The sequence below is a fragment of the Microbacterium sp. M28 genome (genome assembly GCF_025836995.1).
GTDB lineage: Bacteria > Actinomycetota > Actinomycetes > Actinomycetales > Microbacteriaceae > Microbacterium.
Genome location: NZ_CP107546.1, coordinates 2,563,418 through 2,583,180, shown reverse-complemented (window position 1 = coordinate 2,583,180; position 19,763 = coordinate 2,563,418). Strand labels below are relative to the sequence as shown.

The window sequence follows — 19,763 nt, the reverse complement described above, 5'->3', positions numbered from 1 at the left end:
CACCGAGCGGGGATCGCTCGACGCCAAAGGACCTAGAACGGCCAGATCAGCGGCACGTAGAACACCGCGACGACGAAGTACAGCGCCATCAGCGGCAGGCCGAGGCGTGCGTAATCGCCGAAGCGATAGCCCCCGGGCTCCATGACCATGAGGTTCGCGGGCGTCGCCACGGGCGTCAGGAGCGCCGCGGCGCCGGCGACCGTGAGCGCCATCATGAAGGGCATCACGGAGACCTCCATCGCACCGGCCATGGCGATCGCGACGGGAGCGACGATGAGGACGGTCGCGGTGTTGCTGATGAGCTGACCGAGGATCAGCGTGATCAGCACGACCACCGCGACGGCGACCTGCGGCCCCGAGTCGCCGAGCACGTTCTGCAGAGCATCCGCGATGAGCTGCGCCGTACCGGTCTCCTGGAACGCGGTCGACATCGGGATCATGCCGGCGACGAGGATCACGGTCGTCCACGAGATCGCGTGATACGCGCGGGTCATCGACACGACGCGGGTGAGGATCAGTGCGCCGGCGGCGAGCAGCCCGGCGATGGCCGCGGGAACGATGCCCGTCGCGAGCAGGACGATCATCGCCGCGAGGATCACGATCGTGCGCTTGGCGCCGACTCCGAGCGGCACCGAGCGCCGCAAGGTCAGCGGAGCCTCGACCACGAGCACCTCGTCGCGTTGCGCGGTGTGCCGCTGCAGGTCGTCCCAGGAACCGTCGAGCAGCAGGGCGTCACCGGCTCGCAGGTCCGTTCCCGATTCGTCCAGGGCCTCGGTGCCGCGGCGGACGCCCAGCACCACGAGGTCTCCGCTCGGCGTCGTCATGCCGGGGAAGACATGCAGCCCGATCAGCGAGGAGCGCGGCGGAACCACCACTTCGGCCACCCCCCGTGAGCGCGACATCAGCTCACGGTCGGGCGAGATCGCGTAGTCCGCGCGAAGCGCCGACGCCAGCTGCTCCAGGTCGACGGGCGCGGACGCCGGGGTGCGATCGGGGAGCAGTCGTGAACCGAACAGCAGGATGATCGCCAGCGTGCCGACGACGAGCGGGAGTCCGGCGAGGGCGAACTCGAAGAAACCGAACTCGCGACCGCCGTTGTCGTCCGCCAGTCCGGAGACGATGATGTTCAGCGGAGTTCCGGTGAGGGCGAGCAGGGAGCCGGCGTGGGCGGAGAACGCGAGCGGCATCAGCATCTGCGACGGTCGGATGCCGGCGCGCGCGGCGACGACGACCACGAGCGGCAGGAGGGCAGCGACGGAGCCGTTGACGCTGATGACGGCCGTGAGCGCCGCGGTGAGCAGACCGATCGTCAGCAGCAGCGGTCGCCGACTCGTCCCGGTGCGGGCGATCACCTCCTGACCGGCCCACGCGACGATCCCGGTCGACTCCAGCGCCTCGCTCACCACGAACAGGGCGGCGATGAACAGCACGGTCGGATCCCCGAACCCGGCCAGGGCGCTGTTCAGGTCCAATACACCGGTCAGGTAGAGCGCGATCGAGACTCCGACCGCCACCACTCCGAGCGGAATCCGGTTCGACACGAACGCGATCACTGCGCACAGCAGGATCACGAGGGTGGCGATGATCGGGTCCATTGCGTCAAACATAGGACCGCGCGCCGCGCGGCCGCACCTGTTTCGTCGAAAGGCTTGCACGAGGCGTCGCCGGATCGACAGGATGAGTGCCATGTCTGAAGCGACGGCGGCGAATGCCCCGGATACGGCGAACAAGGGATTCCTGAACTGGATCGAGAAGGTCGGCAACAAGGTGCCGAATCCGACGATCATGTTCGTCTATCTGATCGGCCTCATCGCCGTCCTCTCGGCGATCCTCGCGTGGGTCGGCGTCTCGGTCACCGACGAGGTCGTCATCCCGGGGCCGCAGGACAAGCTCACGCAGCTGAACGAGCAGTTCGGCGGTGGCTGGACGGTGTACGACACCACGACGGGGCAGCCGGCGGTGATTCCGGACTACACGATCGAGGAGCGCACCTTCGAGGTGCGCAACCTCATCTCCGTCGAGGGCATCAGGTTCTTCTTCTCCTCCTTCGTCGACAACTTCGCGAGCTTCGGCGTCGTCGCCGTCGTGCTCATCGCGATGGCGGGCGTCGGCGTCGCCGAGCACGCGGGGCTCATGGGAGCGCTCATCCGCCGTGTCGTCAAGGTGGCGCCGCGGCGTCTGATCGCGGCGATCCTCATCTTCGTCGGCGTTCTCTCATCGGTCGCGACGGATGCCGGCTACCTGATCCTCGTCCCGCTCGCCGCCGCCGCGTTCCTGACCGTCGGACGGCATCCGCTGGCCGGACTGGCCGCGGCGTTCGCCGGAGTCGGCGCGGCGTTCGGCGCGAACCTGCTCATCACGCCGAGCGACAGCATGCTCACCGAGGTCACGAACGAAGTCCTCGTCTCGGCCGGTATGGAGCCGATCGAGGTGACCCAGAACTTCTACTTCGGGATCGTTTCGACCTTCCTGCTCACCGCCGTCGCGCTGCTGGTGACGATGTTCGTCACCGAGAAGCGGCTGGGCGGCTACGATCGCACCGAGATGACCATCGCCGATGACGCGGAGGACATCGATCACGACGCCGAGGCGAGGGGCCTGAAATTCTCCTTCTGGGCGCTGCTCGGATTCGTCGTCGTGATCCTCGCGCTCACGCTTCCCCCTGGGGCGCCGCTGCGCGATCCCGAGACCGGCGACATCATCGGGACGACGCCGTTCATGGCGAGCCTCGTCTTCATCATCTCGCTCGCGTTCCTGGTGTGCGGCGTCGCATACGGGGCAGGCGCGAAGACGCTGCGCGGAGGCGATGCCGCGGTCGGTGCGATCGCGAAGACCTTCGGCACGCTGGGTGGACTGCTGGTGATGTTCCTGATGATCGCGCAGTTCATCGCCCTGTTCAACTGGACGAACCTGCCGACCGTGGCTGCCATCTCGGCAGCCGAGCTGCTCGAGCAGGCGAGCGTTCCTGCGATCGTGCTCCTGCTCGCGTTCATCGTCGTGATCGTGATCCTCGACTTCATCCTTCCCGGCCTTGTACCCAAGTGGGTGATCTTCGCGCCGGTGTTCATCCCGATCTTCGCCTCGCTCGACGTCGCACCGCAGACGCTGCTGGCCGCCTACCGCGTCGGCGACTCCCCGGTGAACGTACTGACGCCGCTCATGGTCTATCTGCCGTTCATGGTCACGGTCGCCCAGCGCTACAAGAAGGATGCGGGCATCGGCACGATCATCGCGTTGATGATCCCGTACGCGGTGTGGATGCTGCTGGCCTGGACCGCCCTCTACGTGGTCTGGTTCCTGCTCGGCATCCCCTGGGGGCCCGGCTCGCCGGTGGACATCGCCGGCTGACGCTTTCCGATCCGACCGAAGGAGCACCACCATGACCCGTAGCCCGAACAAACTGATCCCGGCTGACTTCCGCACCGTCCCAGGCCTCGATGCGCTCGCCGCGACGCGCGTCGAGCTCGGATCGTCATCGGATGCCGAGGCGATCGGCATCGGCGTCCACAGCGATGGCGATGTGCCGGAGAGCCTCGGTCTCGGGCGTGACGACCTGACGGATGCAGGATTCACGGGAGATACGGGAACGTCCCTGCTGCTGCCGCGGCACGGCTCACCCGACCTCGTCGTCGTGGGGCTCGGCCCCCGCGACGACGTCTCCTCGTCGGTGCTGCGCGACGCCGCTGCCGGCGTCGTCCGGACCGCGACCCGGCGGGCGCGGATCGCGATCCGGATGGAGGCGCCGAACGCGATCGCACCGGAGGAGGCGGTCCGCGCTCTCGTCGAAGGCGCGCTGCTCGCGAGGTACCGCTACACGGTGCTGTCGAACGTCAGCACGCACGTCGACCTCGCAGAGCTCACGATCGACGTCCCGGGTGCCGCCGATGCCACGGATGCGGTGGAGCAGGGCGTCGTGTCCGCTCGCGCGACGATCGTCGCCCGCGACCTGGCCAACACCCCGCCGGGGCATCTGACCGCGACCGATATGGGTGAGATCGCGGTCGAGCTCGGCGGACGGTTCGGCTTCGAGGTCGAGTTGTTCGACAGGCAGGCGCTCATCGATCTCGGCTGCGGCGGGCTGCTCGGGGTCAATCAGGGCTCGACCGAGGAACCCCGCATGATCAAGCTCGTCTACACGCCGTCGGGCGACCCGTCCGGCCATCTCGGCCTCGTCGGCAAGGGCATCATGTACGACTCGGGCGGCATCAGCCTCAAGCCGAGCGACCCGATGCACCTGCTGATGAAGATGGACATGGGCGGCGCCGCGGCCGTGCTCGGCGCCTTCACGGCGCTTCGCGACGCGGGTGGCGACGCGAAGGTGACGGGGTGGCTGATGTGCACGGACAACATGCCGTCCGGCACCGCGTACAAGCTCGGCGATGTGCTCACCGCGCGCGGCGGCACCACGATCGAGGTCAAGAACACCGACGCCGAGGGGCGGCTCGTGATGAGCGACGCCCTCGTGCTCGCGAACGAGGAGGGGGTCGACGCGATCATCGACATCGCGACCCTGACCGGAGCGGCACTCGTGTCGCTCGGGGCGGCGACAGCACCGGTCTTCGGCAACGATCAGTCGATGGTCGACCTCGTCCGCGCGGCCTCGGCGGCGACAGACGAGCCCGTCTGGCAGCTGCCTCTGGAGAAGAAGTACCGCAAGCAGCTCGACTCGGACATCGCCGACATCGCGAACCTCGGGGGACCCTTCGCCGGCGCCACGACGGCGGCACTGTTCCTCGCGCACTTCGTGGGGACGACACCGTGGGCGCACCTCGATATCGCCGGAACCATGCAGACCGAGAAGGACGACTCCTGGCGGTCGGCCGGTGCCACCGGATTCGGTGCTCGGCTGCTGCTGGAATCGGCGCGATCGTTCGCTGCGAACCGGTGATCGGGTGAGGTCGTCCCGCCGGTTCACCCCAGCGGGATGACCTCGGAGTGCTCGGCACCGTTCTCGTACCAGACGAACTCGACTTCGGACACCGTCTCGGTCACGCCTGCGGGCAGGTCGCGCAGTGATGCGCGTTCGAGCTCAGACCAGGCGCCGTCGTCGAGATGGCGGCCGTAGACGACTGACAGGTGGAAGGTCCATTCCTCGAGGGAGAGCTCGCCGAGACGGCGGAAGTCCGTGGCGTCGAGCGCAGTCGTCAGACTCGCGTACGCGTTCACGAGTGCGGGCGTGCGGGCGAGCCGGAGGATGACGATCTGCCACGGCGCGGGAAAGACGTCGACCGCCTCTGCGGTCAGTTCGATCGGATGCTGGTCGGCGGCCCACTCGCGGATCAGATCGCGCAGGAGGTGACGCCGTTCCGGCTCGTAGAGGCCCCGCAGGGTGACGTGGCCGGTGTGCGGATGGGTCACGGTGTCGTGGACGTCGTCGAGCGCCTGCGCCTGCACGGCGCGGTAGGTGTCCGCGACGATCCCGCCGGGGCGCAGCACGAGGTACTGCTGCCCCTCCAGCGAAGCGAGCTGGGCGGGTGTGCTCATGAACGGACGGCGCATCGATCGAGCTTATCGGCCTTCACCCCGTCACCGGGATGGAAGACAGATGCCGGTTCTCAGAGCCTGGAGCCGACATCTGTCTTCCCTCCCGCGCGCGGGAGGTCAGACGGCGAGGACCGCCTTCGCGGACGTCGTCCGTCGCAGCGCGACGGCGAGCGTCGTGACGCCGAGCGCCAGCACGCCCCACACGATCAGCGAGGCGACGGCGGCTCCGTTCGCGCTGATCAGCCCGGTGAACGCGGCCTGTGTCGGGAGGCTGGCCCCGAGCGATGCGAGCCACGCGGGCACCGTCGAGATGAGTCCGGTCGCGATGGCGAGGACGCCGACGAGAGCACTGATCCAACGGCCTGCGCCGCCCAGCACCGCCACCAGCGCCTGGTTCACCGCGGCGAACGAGACACCCGCCAGCACGGCGGTGCCGGCGAACGCCCACCAGTCGGCGGCATCGTACTGCGCCACGATCTGGACGATGATCGACACCAGCACACCCTGGCCGGCGCCGATGAGCGCTGCCGGCGCGAAGGCGCGGAGCGCGAGCGCGATCGACGGGCGGCGAGACGTGAGCGTCCGCGCGGTGTGTGGACGCAGCACGAGGAAGGTCGCCAGTCCGCCGAACCACAGCACCACGGCGGCGAGCAATGGGATCGCCGTCGGACCGAAGATCGTCGAGGCGCCGGTGTCGGACGAGACAGGGTCGGCGATGACAGACGCCAGCGAGGACGACTCGTCCTCCGTGAACGACGGGAGCGACTCGACGGCCGTGCCCAGTCCTCCGGCGAGCTCGTCCGTACCCGTCGCGAGTTCTCCGAGCCCATCGGCGAGCTCGGTCGCTCCGTCGGCGAGCTGGGATGCGCCCGTTCCGAGTTGGCCGGCACCCGAGCTCAGCTCGTCCGCGCCGCTGGCCAGCTGCCCGGCGCCCTCTCCGAGACCCGCTGCTCCGGAGCCGAGTCCGAGCGCACCCGACGCGAGATCGCGGGCACCGTCTGCGGACTGGTCCACGCCGCCCGCGAGCTGGTTCAACCCGTTGCCGAGAGCGACGGCTGCGTTGCCCGCGTCGGTGAGCTGAGTGGAGATCTCCTGCGGCAGCGCCTCCACTCCCGTCTTGAGAGAGGTTGCGTACCCGGACGCCGTCTGAGCGGCCGTCTGAGCTTCGTCAGCCTTCGCAGCAGCCGACTCCGCCTGCGTTGCGGCCGTGGTGAGCTGCGTGCAGAACGCAGGGTCGGACGGGGCCGCGATCGCGCACTGCGCGACGAGGTCGTCCAGTGCCGTCGAGACGTCGCCGATCTCGGTCGCGGCCGTTTCGATCGATGTCGCCGTTGTCGCGGTCTCGGAGGAGACCAAACCGGCCAGACCGACCAGCTGGTTCAGCTTTCCGTCCGGCGCAGTCGCCGCGTTCGCTCCGGCGATCAGACCCTGACCCAGCGTCCCTGCGCCCGCTCCGGCTTCCCGCGTCTTGGTCGCGATCGTGTCCAGGCCGTTCGCGAGCGACCCCGCGCCGCCGCCCAGCTGGGTCGCGCCGTCCGCGAGCTGGCTGGCACCGTCCGAGATCTCACTCGCGCCGTCGCCGAGCTGCGATGCGCCATCACCCAACTGGGTCACGCCGTCCGCGAGCTGGGTCGCGCCGTCCGGCAGCGCCGAAGCGCCGTCCGCGGCCTGGCTCGCGCCGTCGGCGAGCTGCGTCGCGCCGTCGGCGGCCTCGCCGATCTGCTCACCCAGGGTGGTGAAACCGACCAGCACGTTCTCCATGGTGGCTTCGCTGAGCATCGTGCCCATCGTCGATGTGGCGGCCGCCGCGATCTGCGAGGTGATGAGGTCGTCCGCCACGCGTCCGTCCTCAGGCGTGGCGACGGTGATCGTCGCCTGCTCCGCTTCGCCGCCGCCCGCGGCGATGGCCTGTCCGGACGAGGTCGCCGCCTCGGAGAAGTTCTCCGGGATCGTGATGACGGCCTGGTAGCTGCCGTCGGCCAGCCCCTCGGCGGCGTCGTCCTCGTTGGAGAGGACCCAGGTGAGGTTGGAATCCAGCTCGTCCGATCCCTCGACCAGCCCGGCGGTGAGCTGACGGCCCAGCGGCGTGTACTGGCCGTCGATGGTCACCGGCTCGTCGAGGTTCACGACCGCGGCGGTCATCGTGTCGAGGCGCTCGGTCGGGTTCTGCAGCGCGGCCACCAGCACACCGCCGATGATCGCGGGCAGCAGCAGTACGCCCAGCACCGTCAGCCAGGTGCGCGACCTGCGGGAGGATCCGGTCCGTTCGATGGAGAGGGTCATGCGGTCACCTCGGTGGTCTCGGTGCGGCGGGGGAGGCGTGTGTCGAGGACGTCGGCATCCGGCCATCCGGCATCCGCCAGGATCGCTCGGGCGACGTACGCGTCGGATGCGGTGGCGAACACGGCCAGGGATCGGGATGCCGCGGCATCCCGCAGCATCGCCGTCGCCTGATCGCGCTGCGCGCCGCCCAGCAGGTCGATGCCGTCGATCACGACGAGCTCGGAGCGACCGCGCAATGCCTCGCGCAGATCGGTGAGTGCTGCGTCCGCGTCGTCGACGAGGACGCAGCCGACATGCGCGCGCACCCAGGCTGCACGGCCGGGCAGCAGGTGCCCGGCGACCCGCAGGCGCCCGCCGTCGGGGGCGATGCGTCCCGCGACGGCGAGAGCGAGGGCGCGGCGCACCCGGGCATCCGGGGCCGTCGCGACCAGCGCTTCGCCGGGACCGACACGCAGCGTGACGTCTTCGACGACGGGCGCATCGGCCACGAGCGAGAGATCGTCGGCGGCGACGATGGAGTCATCGCCCGGCCACGAGGCCAGGTGCCGTTCGCGTTCCACGGCTTCGCCCTCGATGTCGACGCTGGGCAGGATCCGCTCCAACCAGCGCGGCAGCTCCCACGCGCGCTGGCCGAGGATGGCCATGAGCGCCGGGATCAGCGTCATCCGCACGAGGAAGGCGTCGATCGCGATGCCCGCGGCGAGGCCGAGAGCGATCGGCTTGAGCGAAGAATCCCCTTCGGGGACGAACGCGACGAACACGGCGAACATGATGAGCCCCGCAGCGGTGACGACCTTGGCCGAACCGCTGAAGCCGGTGCGCACGGCGCGGATCGCGGCATCCCTGCGCTCTGCGCGGTCCGCGCTCTTCGATGCCTTGTCGTGCACGAAGTCCTCGCGCATGCGGGAGACCAGGAAGACCTGATAGTCCATCGCGAGGCCGAACAGCACGCCCATCAGCACGATCGGCATGAAGCTGATGATCGGGCCCACCTTGGCCACATGCAGCGCATCGGCGAACCAGCCCCATTCGAACACCGCACCCACGACGCCGAACGCGGCGATGATCGACAGCAAGTATCCGAGCGCGGCCGTGATCGGCACCCACAGCGAGCGGAACACGATCGTCAACAGGATCAGCGACAACCCGATCACGAAGATCCCGAAGGGAAGAAGCGCGGCGCCGAGCTGGTCGGAGATGTCGATCGCGACGGCGGTGAAGCCGGTGACCTTCACATCGATGCCGAACTCGTCCAGCCACTCGTCGTGATGCGAGCGCAGCTCGCGCACCAGCTCGCTGGTGGCTGGGTCGTCGGGGGCCGTCTCCGGGATCACCTGCACGATGCCGGTGTCCGCCGTCTCGTTCGGCGTCGCGAGGGCGACCTCCTTCACGCCGTCGATCTCCGCGACGGCATCGCCCAGGTCCTCCATGAGCGTGAGCGGGTCGTTCGAGGTGACGATCGTGCCGGTGACGATGAGCGGGCCGTTGAAGCCGGGGCCGAATTCCTCCGCGACGAGGTCATAGCTCTGCCGCGCCTCGGAGTCCTTCGGCAGCACGCCCGCGTTGGGCAGCGCGAGGTTCAGGCTCAGGGCGGGGATCGCGATGACGCCGAGGCCGACGATCACGGCGAGGGAGGTGAGGATCGGACGCTTCGTGATGCCGCCGACCCAGCGCTGGCTGAAGGAGCGGCGCAGTTCTCCTGTCGTCTTCGCCGGGCGGGGCTTGCGCTTCCAGCCGATCACACGGCCCTTCATGAAGCCGAGCAGAGCGGGCGTCAGGGTCACGGCGATGGCCACGGCGATCGCGACGGCGACGGATGCCGCGATACCCATCGTGGTCAGGAACGGGATGCCCGCGAAGCCGAGCCCGATCAGCGCGATGAGCACCGTGATGCCGGCGAACACGACGGCGGAGCCGGCGGTGCCGACCGCGCGCGCCGCGGATTCCTCGGGGCCAACGCCCTCCCGCACCTGGTCCTGGTGTCTGGCCATGATGAACAGCGCGTAGTCGATGCCCACGGCGAGGCCGAGCATGAGTGCGAGCAGCGGCGTGGTCGAGGACACCGGCGCGAAAGCGGTGGCCGCGAAGATGCCGGCCATCGAGATCCCGACGCCCAGGATCGCCGTGGCGAGCGGCAGGCCGGCGAGGGCGAAGGAGCGGAAGGTGACGATGAGCACGATCAGGGCGATGAGCAGTCCGATCGCCTCGGTGATCGTGACGCCGGGGATCGACGTCGCGAACAGGTCGCCGCCGAGTGCGGACTCGCTGCCGTCCGGCAGGGCGGAGGACAGGTCGTCGACGACCGAGGAGAGCTCGTCCTTGGTCTCGGCCGACACATCGGTGGACTGGCCGTCGAACTGCAGCTGGACGATCGCGGCGGTCTCGTCCTCGTTGATCATCCCGTCGACCATCTCGTCGTACGGGGAGGTCGCCGCGAGCACGCCGTCGAGATCCTCGAGCTCGGCGACGGCATCCTCGATCTCGGTCCGGTAGGCGTCGTCGGTGATGCTGTCGCCGTCGGCCGCCACGACGATGAACTGCGCGTTCGTGCCGCTCACCTGGGGGAACGAGCGCGAGAGCTGCTCGAGTCCGGCCTGGGATTCGGTGCCGGGGATCGAGAACGTGTTATCGGTTCCGGTGCCCAGTACGAGCGCGCCGCCGCCGGCGATGCCCAGGACCAGAAGCCAGGAGACGAGCACCCGCCAGGGGTGGCGGAACGACCAGCGTCCGAGGGACGACAGGAGTGTGGACACGAGGATCCTCCGTGGGGCCGGCGCGGATTGGATACACGAATGTATCCGATACAACTCTGTATCCTACGGTGAGTCGACGGTGCGAAACTGTGCGCGTGATGTGAGAGTGGGAGCAAGGAGGGTTCGATGACGATTCCGGTGACCAGGCGCCGCGAGAACACCAGGGCGCGCCTGCTCGAAGCAGCGGCGCAGGTGTTCGCGGAGGTCGGCCTCGAGGGGGCCAGTGTCGAGGCGATCTGCGAGCGCGCCGGCTTCACCCGTGGAGCCTTCTACTCGAACTTCGAGTCCAAGGATCAGCTGTTCCTCGCGCTCGCCTCATCCGTCGCCGAGCAGCGGCTGGCCTCGGTACGCGGCCGCATCGACGAGTTCGTCGCATCCGGCGTCCTCGCCGGCGACGCCGACCCGACCGCACTCGTGCAGCGCATCATGGACTCCGGCCTCGACGACCGGCTCGGCGTGCTCATGATGAGCGAGATCCGCATCCGCGCGCTGCGCGATGAGGCGTTCGGACGGGCCTACCTCGAGCAGGACCGCGCCATGGTCGCGAGCATCGAGAGCATCATCCAGGGGCTCATCGACACCGGGCTCTTCGCGCTGCGGATCGACGTGCCCGCAGCCGCGCGGATGCTGATGATCCAGTGGGAGGGATGCATGGCTCGCGCCGCGCTCGACGGGCTGGACGGCGAACGCCTGCACCGCGTCGGAGCCGAGGCGCTGGGGCAGCTCGTCGACCTCATCATCGCCCCCGCGCAGTGACGGTCCCCGCGCTCAGCCGGAGGCGACCAGAAGCGCGTGGCACCGAGTCAGGCGTTCGATCCACCACTGCGTGCGCTCCGGCGAGGCGGCGAGCCGCTCGAGACGTTCGACATCCGGGCTGAGCCGGCCCACCGGGATCTCGCCGCGCTGCGGGCGCAGATCGGCGACGTCCTCCGCGAACAGCGCGCCGGTGCCGAGCCCGCAGTCGTACTCCAGTTCGGGGAGGGATGCCGCCAGCATGGCGCCCTGCGCCAGGCCGATCGCGGTGTCCAGCGCGCTGGAGACGATCGCGGGCAGCCCGGCTTCGGCCACGATGTCGAGCGCGCGGGGGATGCCGCCCAGCGGTTGCGCCTTGATCACGAGCAGATCCGCCGCGCCGGCGCGTGCGACCGCCAGGGGATCGGATGCCTTGCGCACGCTCTCGTCCGCGGCGATCGGGATGCCCATGTAGTTCACGCGCGTGCGCAGCTCGGCGAGTTCGTCGACACTCGCGCACGGCTGCTCGACGTACTCGAGGTCGAATTCGGCCAGTGCGTGGATCGCGTGCTCCGCCTCGTCGACGTTCCACGCGCCGTTCGCGTCGATCCGGATCCGACCCTCCGGCCCCATCGCCTCGCGCACGGCGCGGACCCGCGCGACGTCGTCGGCGAGGAGCTGCCCCGGCTCGGCGACCTTCACCTTGGCGGTGCGGCATCCAGGAAAACGCGCCAGAACGGCGTCGACCTGCCCGGGCGGCACCGCGGGCACCGTCGCGTTCACGCCGATGCGGGAACGGAGCGGCGCCGGTTGCGGCGTCCAACCGAAGTCGATCGCTCCGGCGAGCCAGACGGATGCCTCGGCATCGGAGTACTCGACGAAGGGGGAGAACTCCGCCCAGCCTTCCGGGCCTTCGAACAGCAGCGCCTCCCGCACGTCGACGCCGCGGAATCGGGTCGTCATGGGGAGCGCGACCACGCGGGCGGTGGCGAGGATGTCGGCGAGCGGCGGCGTCATCACCCCATCATGCCCGCGAGGAACCACTTCCGGCGTGAGAAATCACCGCGGTCGTGGTTTCCCGCGCGCGAACGGGTTTCTCGGGATCGTCGCTCAGCTCAGCCGCTTCTGCAGCTCGGCCATGCGGGCCGTCGTGCGGAAGCCGAGTCGCGCGTTCACGGCGAGCATGTGCGTGTTCGAGTCCGCGTTGAACGTGTAGATGCGGGTGGTGGCGGGGGAGTGCCGCTGCAGCATCCGCAGGTTCTCCAGCTTGACCCGCAGCCCGAGCCGTCGGCCCCGATCCTCGCGGCGCACGAGCGTCCCCCATTGGTACGCGTTGCCGTCGTCGCGAGACACGACGATCTGCGTGTACGCGGCGACGCGTCCGTCCGCCGCGATCGCGACGGCGCCGAACGACGTGCGCCCCTGCCGCGAAACCAGCTCCTCGTCGGCGCGGAAGTCCGCGACGTCGGCGGAGGCGGCTTCGATGTCCAGGTCGCCGGTGGGCGCCTCGGTGTCGAGCGAGGCATCCAAGGCCGCCCACTGCGCCACGAGGTCCTCGGGGGCGGGGCCGATCCAGCTGCGGATCTCATACCCGGTGGCCGGCGCTTCGGACAGCAGCTCGTCGATCACGGCATCCGCGATCGGCAGATCCAGGCGCCCCTGGAGGTCGCCGAGTGCGACGGCGAATCCATGCCGTCTGGCGAACTCGCGGCCCGGCTCGCCGGCGCCGTCGGCAGGAGCGGATGCCGGCCAGAAGATGTCCGCCCGCAGTGTCGTGCGCCCCGCGGCCGCGGCCTCCGCCTCCACGTGCGCGAGCAGGGCCGACCCGACGCCCTGTCGGCGATGCTCCGGCGGCACGTTCACGCCGATCCCCGCCACGTGCAGGTTGTCCTTCAGGGAGAGCCCGAGCGACGCGGAACCGACCACGACGCCGTTCTCGAGGGCGACGAAGGCGCGTCGCTCGGTCGTCGCGGAGGGCTGCTGCAGCTCGGCGCGGCTCTCGTCGCGCGACCAGATCACGGCGTTCTCGCCCATGTCGACGCGGCGCGCGGCGGCGTACGCCTCCCACCAGGCGTCATAGGCGGAGTCGTCGAACGGGTCGATCCCGGAGATCGTCAGCGGTCCTGGCATCCCCCCACCGTACTTCTCGCACCGGAACATCGATGTGTGATTGACAATGGTGTGTGACGCACAGTAATGTGATCGACATGGACGAGACGTTCGACACACATCTGCAGGAGCTGCGGCGCGGCACGATCGTGCTCGCCTGCCTGCAGCTGCTTCGAGGCGCCGGGTACGGCTACAGCCTGCTCGAGCAGCTCGACGGGCACGGCTTCAGCACCGATGCCAACACCCTGTACCCGCTGCTGCGGAGGCTGGAGAAGCAGGGGTACCTCACCAGCGAGTGGAACACCGAGGAGGCGAGGCCGCGCAAGTTCTACCGGACCTCCGACGCCGGCATCCGTCTCGCCGACACTTTGACCACGGAATGGCGCTCGCTCACCGAGTCGATCGCCTCGCTCACCGAAGAGGAGCACTGACATGACCGCCACACTGACCGAACGCTACATCTCGGCCACGATCCGCAGCCTCGCACCAGAGACGCAGAACGACGTCCGCGCCGAGCTGGAGGCCTCCATCGCCGATGCCGTCGAGGCACGCGTCGAGCAGGGCGAGACGCCGGCGGATGCCGAGCGGGCCGTTCTCACCGAACTCGGCGACCCCGGCATCCTCGCCGCGGGCTACGCGGACCGTCCGCTGCATCTGATCGGCCCGAAGTACTACCTCACCTGGTGGCGCCTGCTCAAACTGCTGCTGTGGATCGTGCCGGTCTGCGCCGTCGGCGGCGTCACGCTCGGACTGCTCCTCTCGGGGGCTGGCGTCGGTGAGACGATCGGCCAGGCCGTCTCGGTCGGGATGCAGGTCATCGTGCACCTGACCTTCTGGACCACACTGGTCTTCGTCGTGCTGGAGCGCACCGGAGCCGACACCGGGATGAAGTGGGACGTCGATCAGCTCCCAGAGGTCCAGCAGGACGGGGCAGGGCGCAGTGAGCTGATCGCCTCGCTGGTGTTCCTCGGCATCGCGGCCATCGCCGTGGTGTGGGACAGCCTCCGCGGGTTCTTCCCGACGGGCGGCGCCCCGATCCCGATCCTCAATCCGCAGCTGTGGCCGTGGTGGATCGGCGCTCTGTTCGCGCTCATCGTCCTGGAGGCGGTCTTCGCGATCGTGCTGTTCCGTCGGCGCCGCTGGACGACGACGCTCGCCGTGCTGAACACGGTCCTCGCGCTGGCGTTCGCGGCCTGGGTCCTGGTGCTGCTGCTTCGGGGCGAACTCGTGAACCCGGAGTTCCTGGCCTTCGTCGCGGATGCCGGTGGCGACGGCTTCGCAGCGGGTGACGCCGGAGCGGCCGAGAACGGCGGGATCTTCCGCATCCTCGCCGTGCTGCTCGGATTCGGCGTCGGTGCCGGTGTCGTGTGGGACATCGTCGACGGCTGGCGCAGGGCCGGGCGGGCGAACCGCGCCGTCCGCGTCTGATCACCGCACTTCCCCGGTGGCCGAGTGGCCCTCGGGGAAGTGCGCGCGGCGGAATATGCTCTTATACGTGGCCAACGCATTCGTCTCCGACCTCTTCGACCCTGCCGAGTGGACGCTCGCCCCGGGGGCCGAGGCGTACACCGACATCACCGCGCACGTCTCGGTGGACGGCGGGGTCGCGCGCATCGCGTTCAACCGGCCGGAGGTGCGCAACGCCTTCCGGCCGCACACGGTCGATGAGTTGTACCGGGCGCTGGACATCGCACGGCAGGACCCGAAGGTCGGCGCAGTGCTGCTCACCGGGAACGGACCCAGCCCGAAGGACGGCGGCTGGGCGTTCTGCTCCGGCGGCGACCAGCGCATCCGCGGCCGCGACGGGTACAAGTACTCCGACGACGAGGCCGTCGTGGCGGACCCGGCCCGTGCCGGCCGCCTGCACATCCTCGAGGTCCAGCGCCTGATCCGGTTCATGCCGAAGGTCGTCATCGCCGTGGTCCCCGGGTGGGCTGCCGGAGGAGGGCACTCGCTGCACGTGGTGTGCGACCTGACGATCGCATCGGCCGAGCAGGCGAAGTTCAAGCAGACGGATGCGGATGTCGGCTCGTTCGACGCCGGCTACGGCTCCGCGTACATGGCCCGTCAGACCGGGCAGAAGTTCGCCCGCGAGGTGTTCTTCCTCGCCGAGGAGTACTCGGCGCAGCGCGCCTACGAGATGGGCGCCGTCAACCGTGTCGTGCCGCATGCCGAACTCGAACGCGAGGCGCTGACCATGGCGCGGACCGTCCTCACCAAGTCGCCCACGGCGATCCGGATGCTGAAGTTCGCGTTCAACGCGGTCGATGACGGGCTCGTCGGCCAGCAGGTGTTCGCCGGTGAGGCCACCCGCCTCGCGTACGGGACCGATGAGGCCGTCGAGGGGCGCGACTCGTTCCTCGAGAAGCGCGACCCGGACTGGAGCTCGTTCCCATGGCACTTCTGAGCTCCGGCTCCCACAGGCACTGCTGAGCGCCGACGCATGACACGCCTGGTGCCCACCTCCGCGGACGATCCCGCCGTCCTGACCGAGCAGCTGCGCCGCGCGCTCGACGGCGGCCCGGCGCTCGGGCTCGGGATGCTGGGCGACCAGCCGGAGGCGGCCCCGGACGGCACAGCGGTCGTCATCGGGACATCCGGGTCGACCGGCATTCCGAAGCGGGTCGTGCTCAGCGGGGAGGCGCTGCGCGCCGGTGCCGAGGCGACAGCCGCACGCGTCGGCGAGGGCAGGTGGCTGCTGGCGTTGCCGGGCGGGTACGTCGCGGGTCTGCAGGTGCTCGTCCGCTCGATCCTCGCCGGTACGGAGCCGGTCGTGCTCTCCGGCGCGTTCTCGCCGACGGCGTTCGCCGAGGCGACGCTGACCAACCTGCGCGCGGATGCTGCCGATCAGCTGTACACCTCCCTGGTCCCCGCTCAGGTCGCCGCACTGCTCGCCGCGATCGACGAGCCGGGGGTGCGCGCGGCGCTGCAGGTGTACCGCGCGATCCTGGTGGGTGGCCAGGCGCTGCCCGAGGTCCTGCGCGAACAGGCCGCGGATGCCGGGGTCCACCTCGTGCGCACGTACGGCTCGACCGAGACGAGCGGCGGGTGCGTGTACGACGGCATCCCGCTCGACACCGTCAACGTCCGAGCGGTCGACGGGGAGCTGCGCATCGCCGGTCCCATGCTCGCCGACGGCTATCTCGGCGATCCGACGCTCACGGATCTGACATTCGAGCGGGACGAGCGGGGCATCCGCTGGTATCGCACGGGCGATCTCGGCTTCGTCGAGGACGGGATCGTCCGTGTGCACGGCCGCGCGGACAACGTGATCGTCTCCGGGGGGATCAACGTGTCACTCGACCGCGTCGAGCAGATCGTGCGCCGCGTTCCTGGGCTGACGTCGGCCGTCGTCGTCGGCGTCGAGGACGATCGCTGGGGCGAGGCGTCCGTCATCGTCGCCGTGCGGGGAGAGGCGCTGCGGCGCAGCGAAGCGGAGCAGCTCGAGCACGCGCGGGACGCCGTCGCGGCGGAGATCGGCAAGCACGCGCGTCCGGCGAGGCTGGTGCTGGTGGACGAGCTGACGACGCTTCCGAGCGGCAAACCCGACCGCGATGCGATCGGTCATCTGGCGGCGCAGCTGCGCTGACCAGTGCCACACTGGGGCGATGGCGACCTACACCCACGGGCATCACGAGTCGGTGCTGCGCTCCCACAACAACCGGACCATCGCGAACTCTGCCGAGTACCTTCGGCCGCACCTCGCGCCCGACGCCGCGCTGCTGGACGTGGGTGCCGGTCCAGGCACGATCACGGTCGAATTCGCCGAGCGGGTCGCGCACGTCACGGCGACCGAGATCGGCGAGCCCGAGCTCGCGCTGTCGCGGAGCGCCGCGGCGGAGCGCGGGCTGACGAACCTCGAGTTCGCGGTCGCGGACGTGCACGCGCTGAGCTTCGCCGACGACAGCTTCGACATCGTGCACGCGCATCAGGTGCTGCAACACGTCGCGGACCCCGTGCAGGCGCTGCGCGAGATGCGCCGGGTCGCGAAGCCCGGCGGGATCGTCGCCGCTCGCGACGCCGACTACGCCGGGTTCCTCTGGTTCCCGCTGATCGACGAGCTCGATCAGTGGCTGCGCCTGTATCAGGACGCGGCACGGGCGAACGGCGGCGAGCCCGACGCGGGACGCCGGCTGCTGTCGTGGGCGAAGGCCGCCGGCTTCGAGGACGTCACGGCGACCGCGTCGACCTGGTGCTACGCGAACGCGGAGGACCGTGCCTGGTGGGGCGGTATGTGGGCGGACCGCATCCTGGAATCCGCGCTCGCCAGGCAGGCCGTCGACTCGGGCCTCGCCACGCGCGCCGATCTCGAGCGCATGAGCGCCGGCTGGCGGCAGTGGGCGGATGCCGAGGACGGCTGGTACCTGGTGCCGCACGGCGAGATCATCGCCCGCGCCTGACGCGCCGCATCGTGATACATCTTGCGGCGGATGCCGCGGATCGCGCCCTCGCGTAGCGTGAGAGGGTGATCCGTCCGCTGTCCCGCACCGCGCTCGTCCTCGACATCCTCGGGGCCGTGCTGCTGTTCGCCACGCTGACGCCGATGTCGCTGGTCTTCTACGGGCAGGGGAGTCTGAGCTTCATCGGCATCTCGGAGTCCGCCGGCATCGCCGCGATGGCGGTCGCCGGTGCGCTCCAGTGCGGCGCCGTCGCCGTCGGGCGACTCGCGCCGGGTATTGCGCTCGCCGTCGCGTGGGTCGGCGCGGTCGTGCAGATGGCGGCCGGTCTGTCGCCCCTGCCCTTCAACGTCGCGATCCTGCTCGTTCTGTATGCCACGGCGGCATGGGGCTCACGGCGGGTCATGTGGGCCGGGCTCATCTCCGCCGGCGTCGGCGCCGTGGTCGCAGGGCTCTACATCTCGGTCTTCAACAGCGCTTCGTACGGCGGCTTCGGCATCACGTTCGCCGCGGCGACGCTGCTCGTGCTGGCCTCCGTGCTCGCGCTCGGGTTCGCCTGGGTCGGCGGGTTCGGCTGGCGCATGGTGCTGCGCGCCCGACGCATCCGTGCGGCGCAGATGCGGGCCGAGGCGGCCACGGCGGAGGAGCAGGAGCGCGTGCGCATCGCCCGCGACATGCACGACATCGTGGCGCACTCGCTCGCGGTCGTGATCGCGCAGGCCGACGGGGCCCGGTACGCGTCGGCGGTCGATCCGGACGCCGCACCGGCGGCGCTCACGACGATCGCGCAGACCGCCCGCGGCGCGCTCTCGGATGTGCGGATGCTGCTGACCCAGCTGCGCCACCGGCAGGGCGATGGTCCGCAGCCCACGCTCGCCGACCTGGAGACGCTGTTCGCGCAGGTGCGTCAGGCGGGGATCGAGCCGCGCGTGACCGTCGACCCGATGCCGCCCGGCGAGCCGCCAGGGGGCATCCAGCTCGCGGTGTACCGGATCCTCCAGGAGGCCCTCACCAACGCGCTGCGCTACGGCGACGGGCAGTCGGTCGAGATCCACCTGGCCTGGCATCCCGCGTTCGTCGACATCACGGTCGCGAACGTGATCGGCGAGTCCGCCTCGACGAGCCTCGGCGGCGGACACGGCATCATCGGCATGCGCGAGCGCGCGCAGCTGGTCGGCGGTGTCCTTCGTGCCGAACGGGACGGCGGTCAGTTCGTCGTCCGGGCGCGCTTGCCGATCGGGTCGTCCGAAGGCGGGCAGGATGGGACGGGCGCATCCGTCGCCGGGGGAGGGGACTCATGATCCGCGTCGTGCTCGTCGACGACCAGTCGCTGTTCCGAGCGGGGATCCGCATGCTCGTGGATTCGCAGCCGGACCTGGAGATCGTCGGTGAGGCCGGTGATGGGCGAGAGGCCCTCGCCGTCATCGCCGTCAGTCGGCCGGACGTGGTCCTTATGGACATCCGGATGCCGGTGATGGACGGCCTCACGGCTACCGGTGCGCTGCTCGCGCAGCCCGATCCGCCGAAGGTCGTCATGCTCACCACCTTCGATCTCGACGAGGCGGCCGCGCGCGCCATCCGTCAGGGGGCGAGCGGTTTCCTGCTCAAGGACGCCGACCCGGAGTTCCTGCTCGCCGCCATCCGGACCGTCCACGCCGGTTCGAGCGTGATCGCGGCATCCGCGACGCGCGATCTGTTCGCGCATTTCGCGGAGGAGGCCAAGCCGGTCCCCGCCTCCTACGGCGAGCTGACCGACCGCGAGCGGGAGATCTTCGCGCTCGCCGCCCGTGGCCTCTCGAACGCCGAGATCGCGGCACGCGAATTCCTCAGCGAGGCGACCGTCAAGACGCACATCAGCCGGATCCTCACCAAGCTCGGACTGCGCGACCGGGTGCAGCTGGTCGTGTTCGCCTTCGAACACGGGCTGACCTGACGCGAGATCATCCTCTCGATGTACGGCGGATGAGCCTGCCGGGCGATGTGCCGTACCCGGGCGCGGAAATAG

16 protein-coding genes are annotated in these 19,763 nt (G+C 69.9%); 10 read left to right on the top strand and 6 right to left on the bottom strand.

Features of this window, described 5'->3' with window-relative positions; translation table 11 throughout:
• Positions 1 to 32: 32 nt before the first annotated feature.
• The gene (locus tag OED01_RS12580) at positions 33 to 1,595 is read right to left on the bottom strand and encodes an SLC13 family permease (protein ID WP_413231585.1); all 1,563 of its coding nucleotides are present in this window, start codon (positions 1,593 to 1,595) and stop codon (positions 33 to 35) included.
• Positions 1,596 to 1,686: 91 nt separating this feature from the next.
• On the opposite strand from OED01_RS12580, the gene OED01_RS12575 reads away from it, so the two are divergent.
• Both OED01_RS12575 and OED01_RS12570 read left to right on the top strand, forming a co-directional pair.
• A complete protein-coding gene (locus OED01_RS12575; RefSeq protein WP_264155622.1) occupies positions 1,687 to 3,348 on the top strand; it encodes an AbgT family transporter in 1,662 nt (553 codons plus the stop codon).
• Positions 3,349 to 3,379: 31 nt separating this feature from the next.
• Positions 3,380 to 4,888, top strand: coding sequence for a leucyl aminopeptidase (locus tag OED01_RS12570; protein ID WP_264155621.1), 1,509 nt, complete (start codon positions 3,380 to 3,382; stop codon positions 4,886 to 4,888).
• 23 nt (positions 4,889 to 4,911) lie between these two features.
• On the opposite strand, the gene OED01_RS12565 is transcribed toward OED01_RS12570, so the two are convergent.
• The 3 genes from OED01_RS12565 to OED01_RS12555 all read right to left on the bottom strand — a co-directional run bounded on the left by OED01_RS12565 (position 4,912) and on the right by OED01_RS12555 (position 10,520).
• Positions 4,912 to 5,484, bottom strand: a complete 573-nt coding sequence (locus OED01_RS12565) for a 2'-5' RNA ligase family protein (protein WP_264155620.1) — start codon at positions 5,482 to 5,484, stop codon at positions 4,912 to 4,914.
• A 117-nt stretch (positions 5,485 to 5,601) separates the two neighbouring features.
• Positions 5,602 to 7,767 carry a YhgE/Pip domain-containing protein gene (locus tag OED01_RS12560; protein ID WP_264155619.1) on the bottom strand — a complete coding sequence of 722 codons (2,166 nt, stop codon included), beginning with the start codon at positions 7,765 to 7,767 and terminating at the stop codon, positions 5,602 to 5,604.
• Positions 7,764 to 10,520, bottom strand: a complete 2,757-nt coding sequence (locus OED01_RS12555) for an efflux RND transporter permease subunit (RefSeq protein WP_264155618.1) — start codon at positions 10,518 to 10,520, stop codon at positions 7,764 to 7,766. The genes OED01_RS12560 and OED01_RS12555 overlap by 4 nt, the downstream gene beginning before the upstream one ends.
• A gap of 126 nt (positions 10,521 to 10,646) precedes the next feature.
• Here OED01_RS12555 and OED01_RS12550 point away from each other — a divergent pair, with 126 nt between their 5' ends.
• Positions 10,647 to 11,276: a TetR/AcrR family transcriptional regulator gene (locus OED01_RS12550; protein WP_264155617.1), complete on the top strand. Its 630-nt coding sequence runs from the start codon at positions 10,647 to 10,649 to the stop codon at positions 11,274 to 11,276.
• Positions 11,277 to 11,288: 12 nt separating this feature from the next.
• Here the strand turns inward: OED01_RS12550 and OED01_RS12545 are convergent, their stop codons facing one another.
• Together OED01_RS12545 and OED01_RS12540 are read right to left on the bottom strand one after the other, a co-directional pair.
• A complete protein-coding gene (locus OED01_RS12545; RefSeq protein ID WP_264155616.1) occupies positions 11,289 to 12,269 on the bottom strand; it encodes an o-succinylbenzoate synthase in 981 nt (326 codons plus the stop codon).
• Positions 12,270 to 12,362: 93 nt separating this feature from the next.
• Entirely contained in the window at positions 12,363 to 13,382 is a 1,020-nt protein-coding gene (locus tag OED01_RS12540) for a GNAT family N-acetyltransferase (RefSeq protein WP_264155615.1), read from the bottom strand.
• Positions 13,383 to 13,459: 77 nt separating this feature from the next.
• Here OED01_RS12540 and OED01_RS12535 point away from each other — a divergent pair, with 77 nt between their 5' ends.
• The 7 genes from OED01_RS12535 (at position 13,460) to OED01_RS12505 (ending at position 19,691) form a co-directional block, all read left to right on the top strand.
• Positions 13,460 to 13,792, top strand: a complete 333-nt coding sequence (locus OED01_RS12535; RefSeq protein WP_264157970.1) for a PadR family transcriptional regulator — start codon at positions 13,460 to 13,462, stop codon at positions 13,790 to 13,792.
• Position 13,793: 1 nt separating this feature from the next.
• Complete coding sequence (locus tag OED01_RS12530) at positions 13,794 to 14,789, top strand: permease prefix domain 1-containing protein (protein WP_264155614.1); 996 nt, start codon at positions 13,794 to 13,796, stop codon at positions 14,787 to 14,789.
• A 67-nt stretch (positions 14,790 to 14,856) separates the two neighbouring features.
• The gene (locus OED01_RS12525; protein ID WP_413231584.1) at positions 14,857 to 15,768 is read left to right on the top strand and encodes a 1,4-dihydroxy-2-naphthoyl-CoA synthase; all 912 of its coding nucleotides are present in this window, start codon (positions 14,857 to 14,859) and stop codon (positions 15,766 to 15,768) included.
• Positions 15,769 to 15,804: 36 nt separating this feature from the next.
• On the top strand, positions 15,805 to 16,950 hold the full coding sequence (locus OED01_RS12520) for an AMP-binding protein (protein WP_264155612.1): 1,146 nt from the start codon (positions 15,805 to 15,807) through the stop codon (positions 16,948 to 16,950).
• A 19-nt stretch (positions 16,951 to 16,969) separates the two neighbouring features.
• A complete protein-coding gene (locus OED01_RS12515; protein WP_264155611.1) occupies positions 16,970 to 17,761 on the top strand; it encodes a class I SAM-dependent methyltransferase in 792 nt (263 codons plus the stop codon).
• Between the two features lie 65 nt (positions 17,762 to 17,826).
• Positions 17,827 to 19,059 carry a sensor histidine kinase gene (locus tag OED01_RS12510; RefSeq protein WP_264155610.1) on the top strand — a complete coding sequence of 411 codons (1,233 nt, stop codon included), beginning with the start codon at positions 17,827 to 17,829 and terminating at the stop codon, positions 19,057 to 19,059.
• The gene (locus OED01_RS12505) at positions 19,056 to 19,691 is read left to right on the top strand and encodes a response regulator (protein ID WP_264155609.1); all 636 of its coding nucleotides are present in this window, start codon (positions 19,056 to 19,058) and stop codon (positions 19,689 to 19,691) included. Before OED01_RS12510 ends, OED01_RS12505 begins: the two co-directional genes overlap by 4 nt.
• The last annotated feature ends 72 nt before the right edge of the window (positions 19,692 to 19,763 follow it).

Coding starts and splice junctions, on each gene's coding strand:
- OED01_RS12580 (WP_413231585.1), bottom strand. CDS start 1,595: ATGGACCCGATCATCGCCACCCTCGTGATCCTGCTGTGCGCAGTGATC.
- OED01_RS12575 (WP_264155622.1), top strand. CDS start 1,687: ATGTCTGAAGCGACGGCGGCGAATGCCCCGGATACGGCGAACAAGGGA.
- OED01_RS12570 (WP_264155621.1), top strand. CDS start 3,380: ATGACCCGTAGCCCGAACAAACTGATCCCGGCTGACTTCCGCACCGTC.
- OED01_RS12565 (WP_264155620.1), bottom strand. CDS start 5,484: ATGAGCACACCCGCCCAGCTCGCTTCGCTGGAGGGGCAGCAGTACCTC.
- OED01_RS12560 (WP_264155619.1), bottom strand. CDS start 7,767: ATGACCCTCTCCATCGAACGGACCGGATCCTCCCGCAGGTCGCGCACC.
- OED01_RS12550 (WP_264155617.1), top strand. CDS start 10,647: ATGACGATTCCGGTGACCAGGCGCCGCGAGAACACCAGGGCGCGCCTG.
- OED01_RS12545 (WP_264155616.1), bottom strand. CDS start 12,269: ATGACGCCGCCGCTCGCCGACATCCTCGCCACCGCCCGCGTGGTCGCG.
- OED01_RS12540 (WP_264155615.1), bottom strand. CDS start 13,382: ATGCCAGGACCGCTGACGATCTCCGGGATCGACCCGTTCGACGACTCC.
- OED01_RS12535 (WP_264157970.1), top strand. CDS start 13,460: ATGGACGAGACGTTCGACACACATCTGCAGGAGCTGCGGCGCGGCACG.
- OED01_RS12530 (WP_264155614.1), top strand. CDS start 13,794: ATGACCGCCACACTGACCGAACGCTACATCTCGGCCACGATCCGCAGC.
- OED01_RS12520 (WP_264155612.1), top strand. CDS start 15,805: ATGACACGCCTGGTGCCCACCTCCGCGGACGATCCCGCCGTCCTGACC.
- OED01_RS12515 (WP_264155611.1), top strand. CDS start 16,970: ATGGCGACCTACACCCACGGGCATCACGAGTCGGTGCTGCGCTCCCAC.
- OED01_RS12505 (WP_264155609.1), top strand. CDS start 19,056: ATGATCCGCGTCGTGCTCGTCGACGACCAGTCGCTGTTCCGAGCGGGG.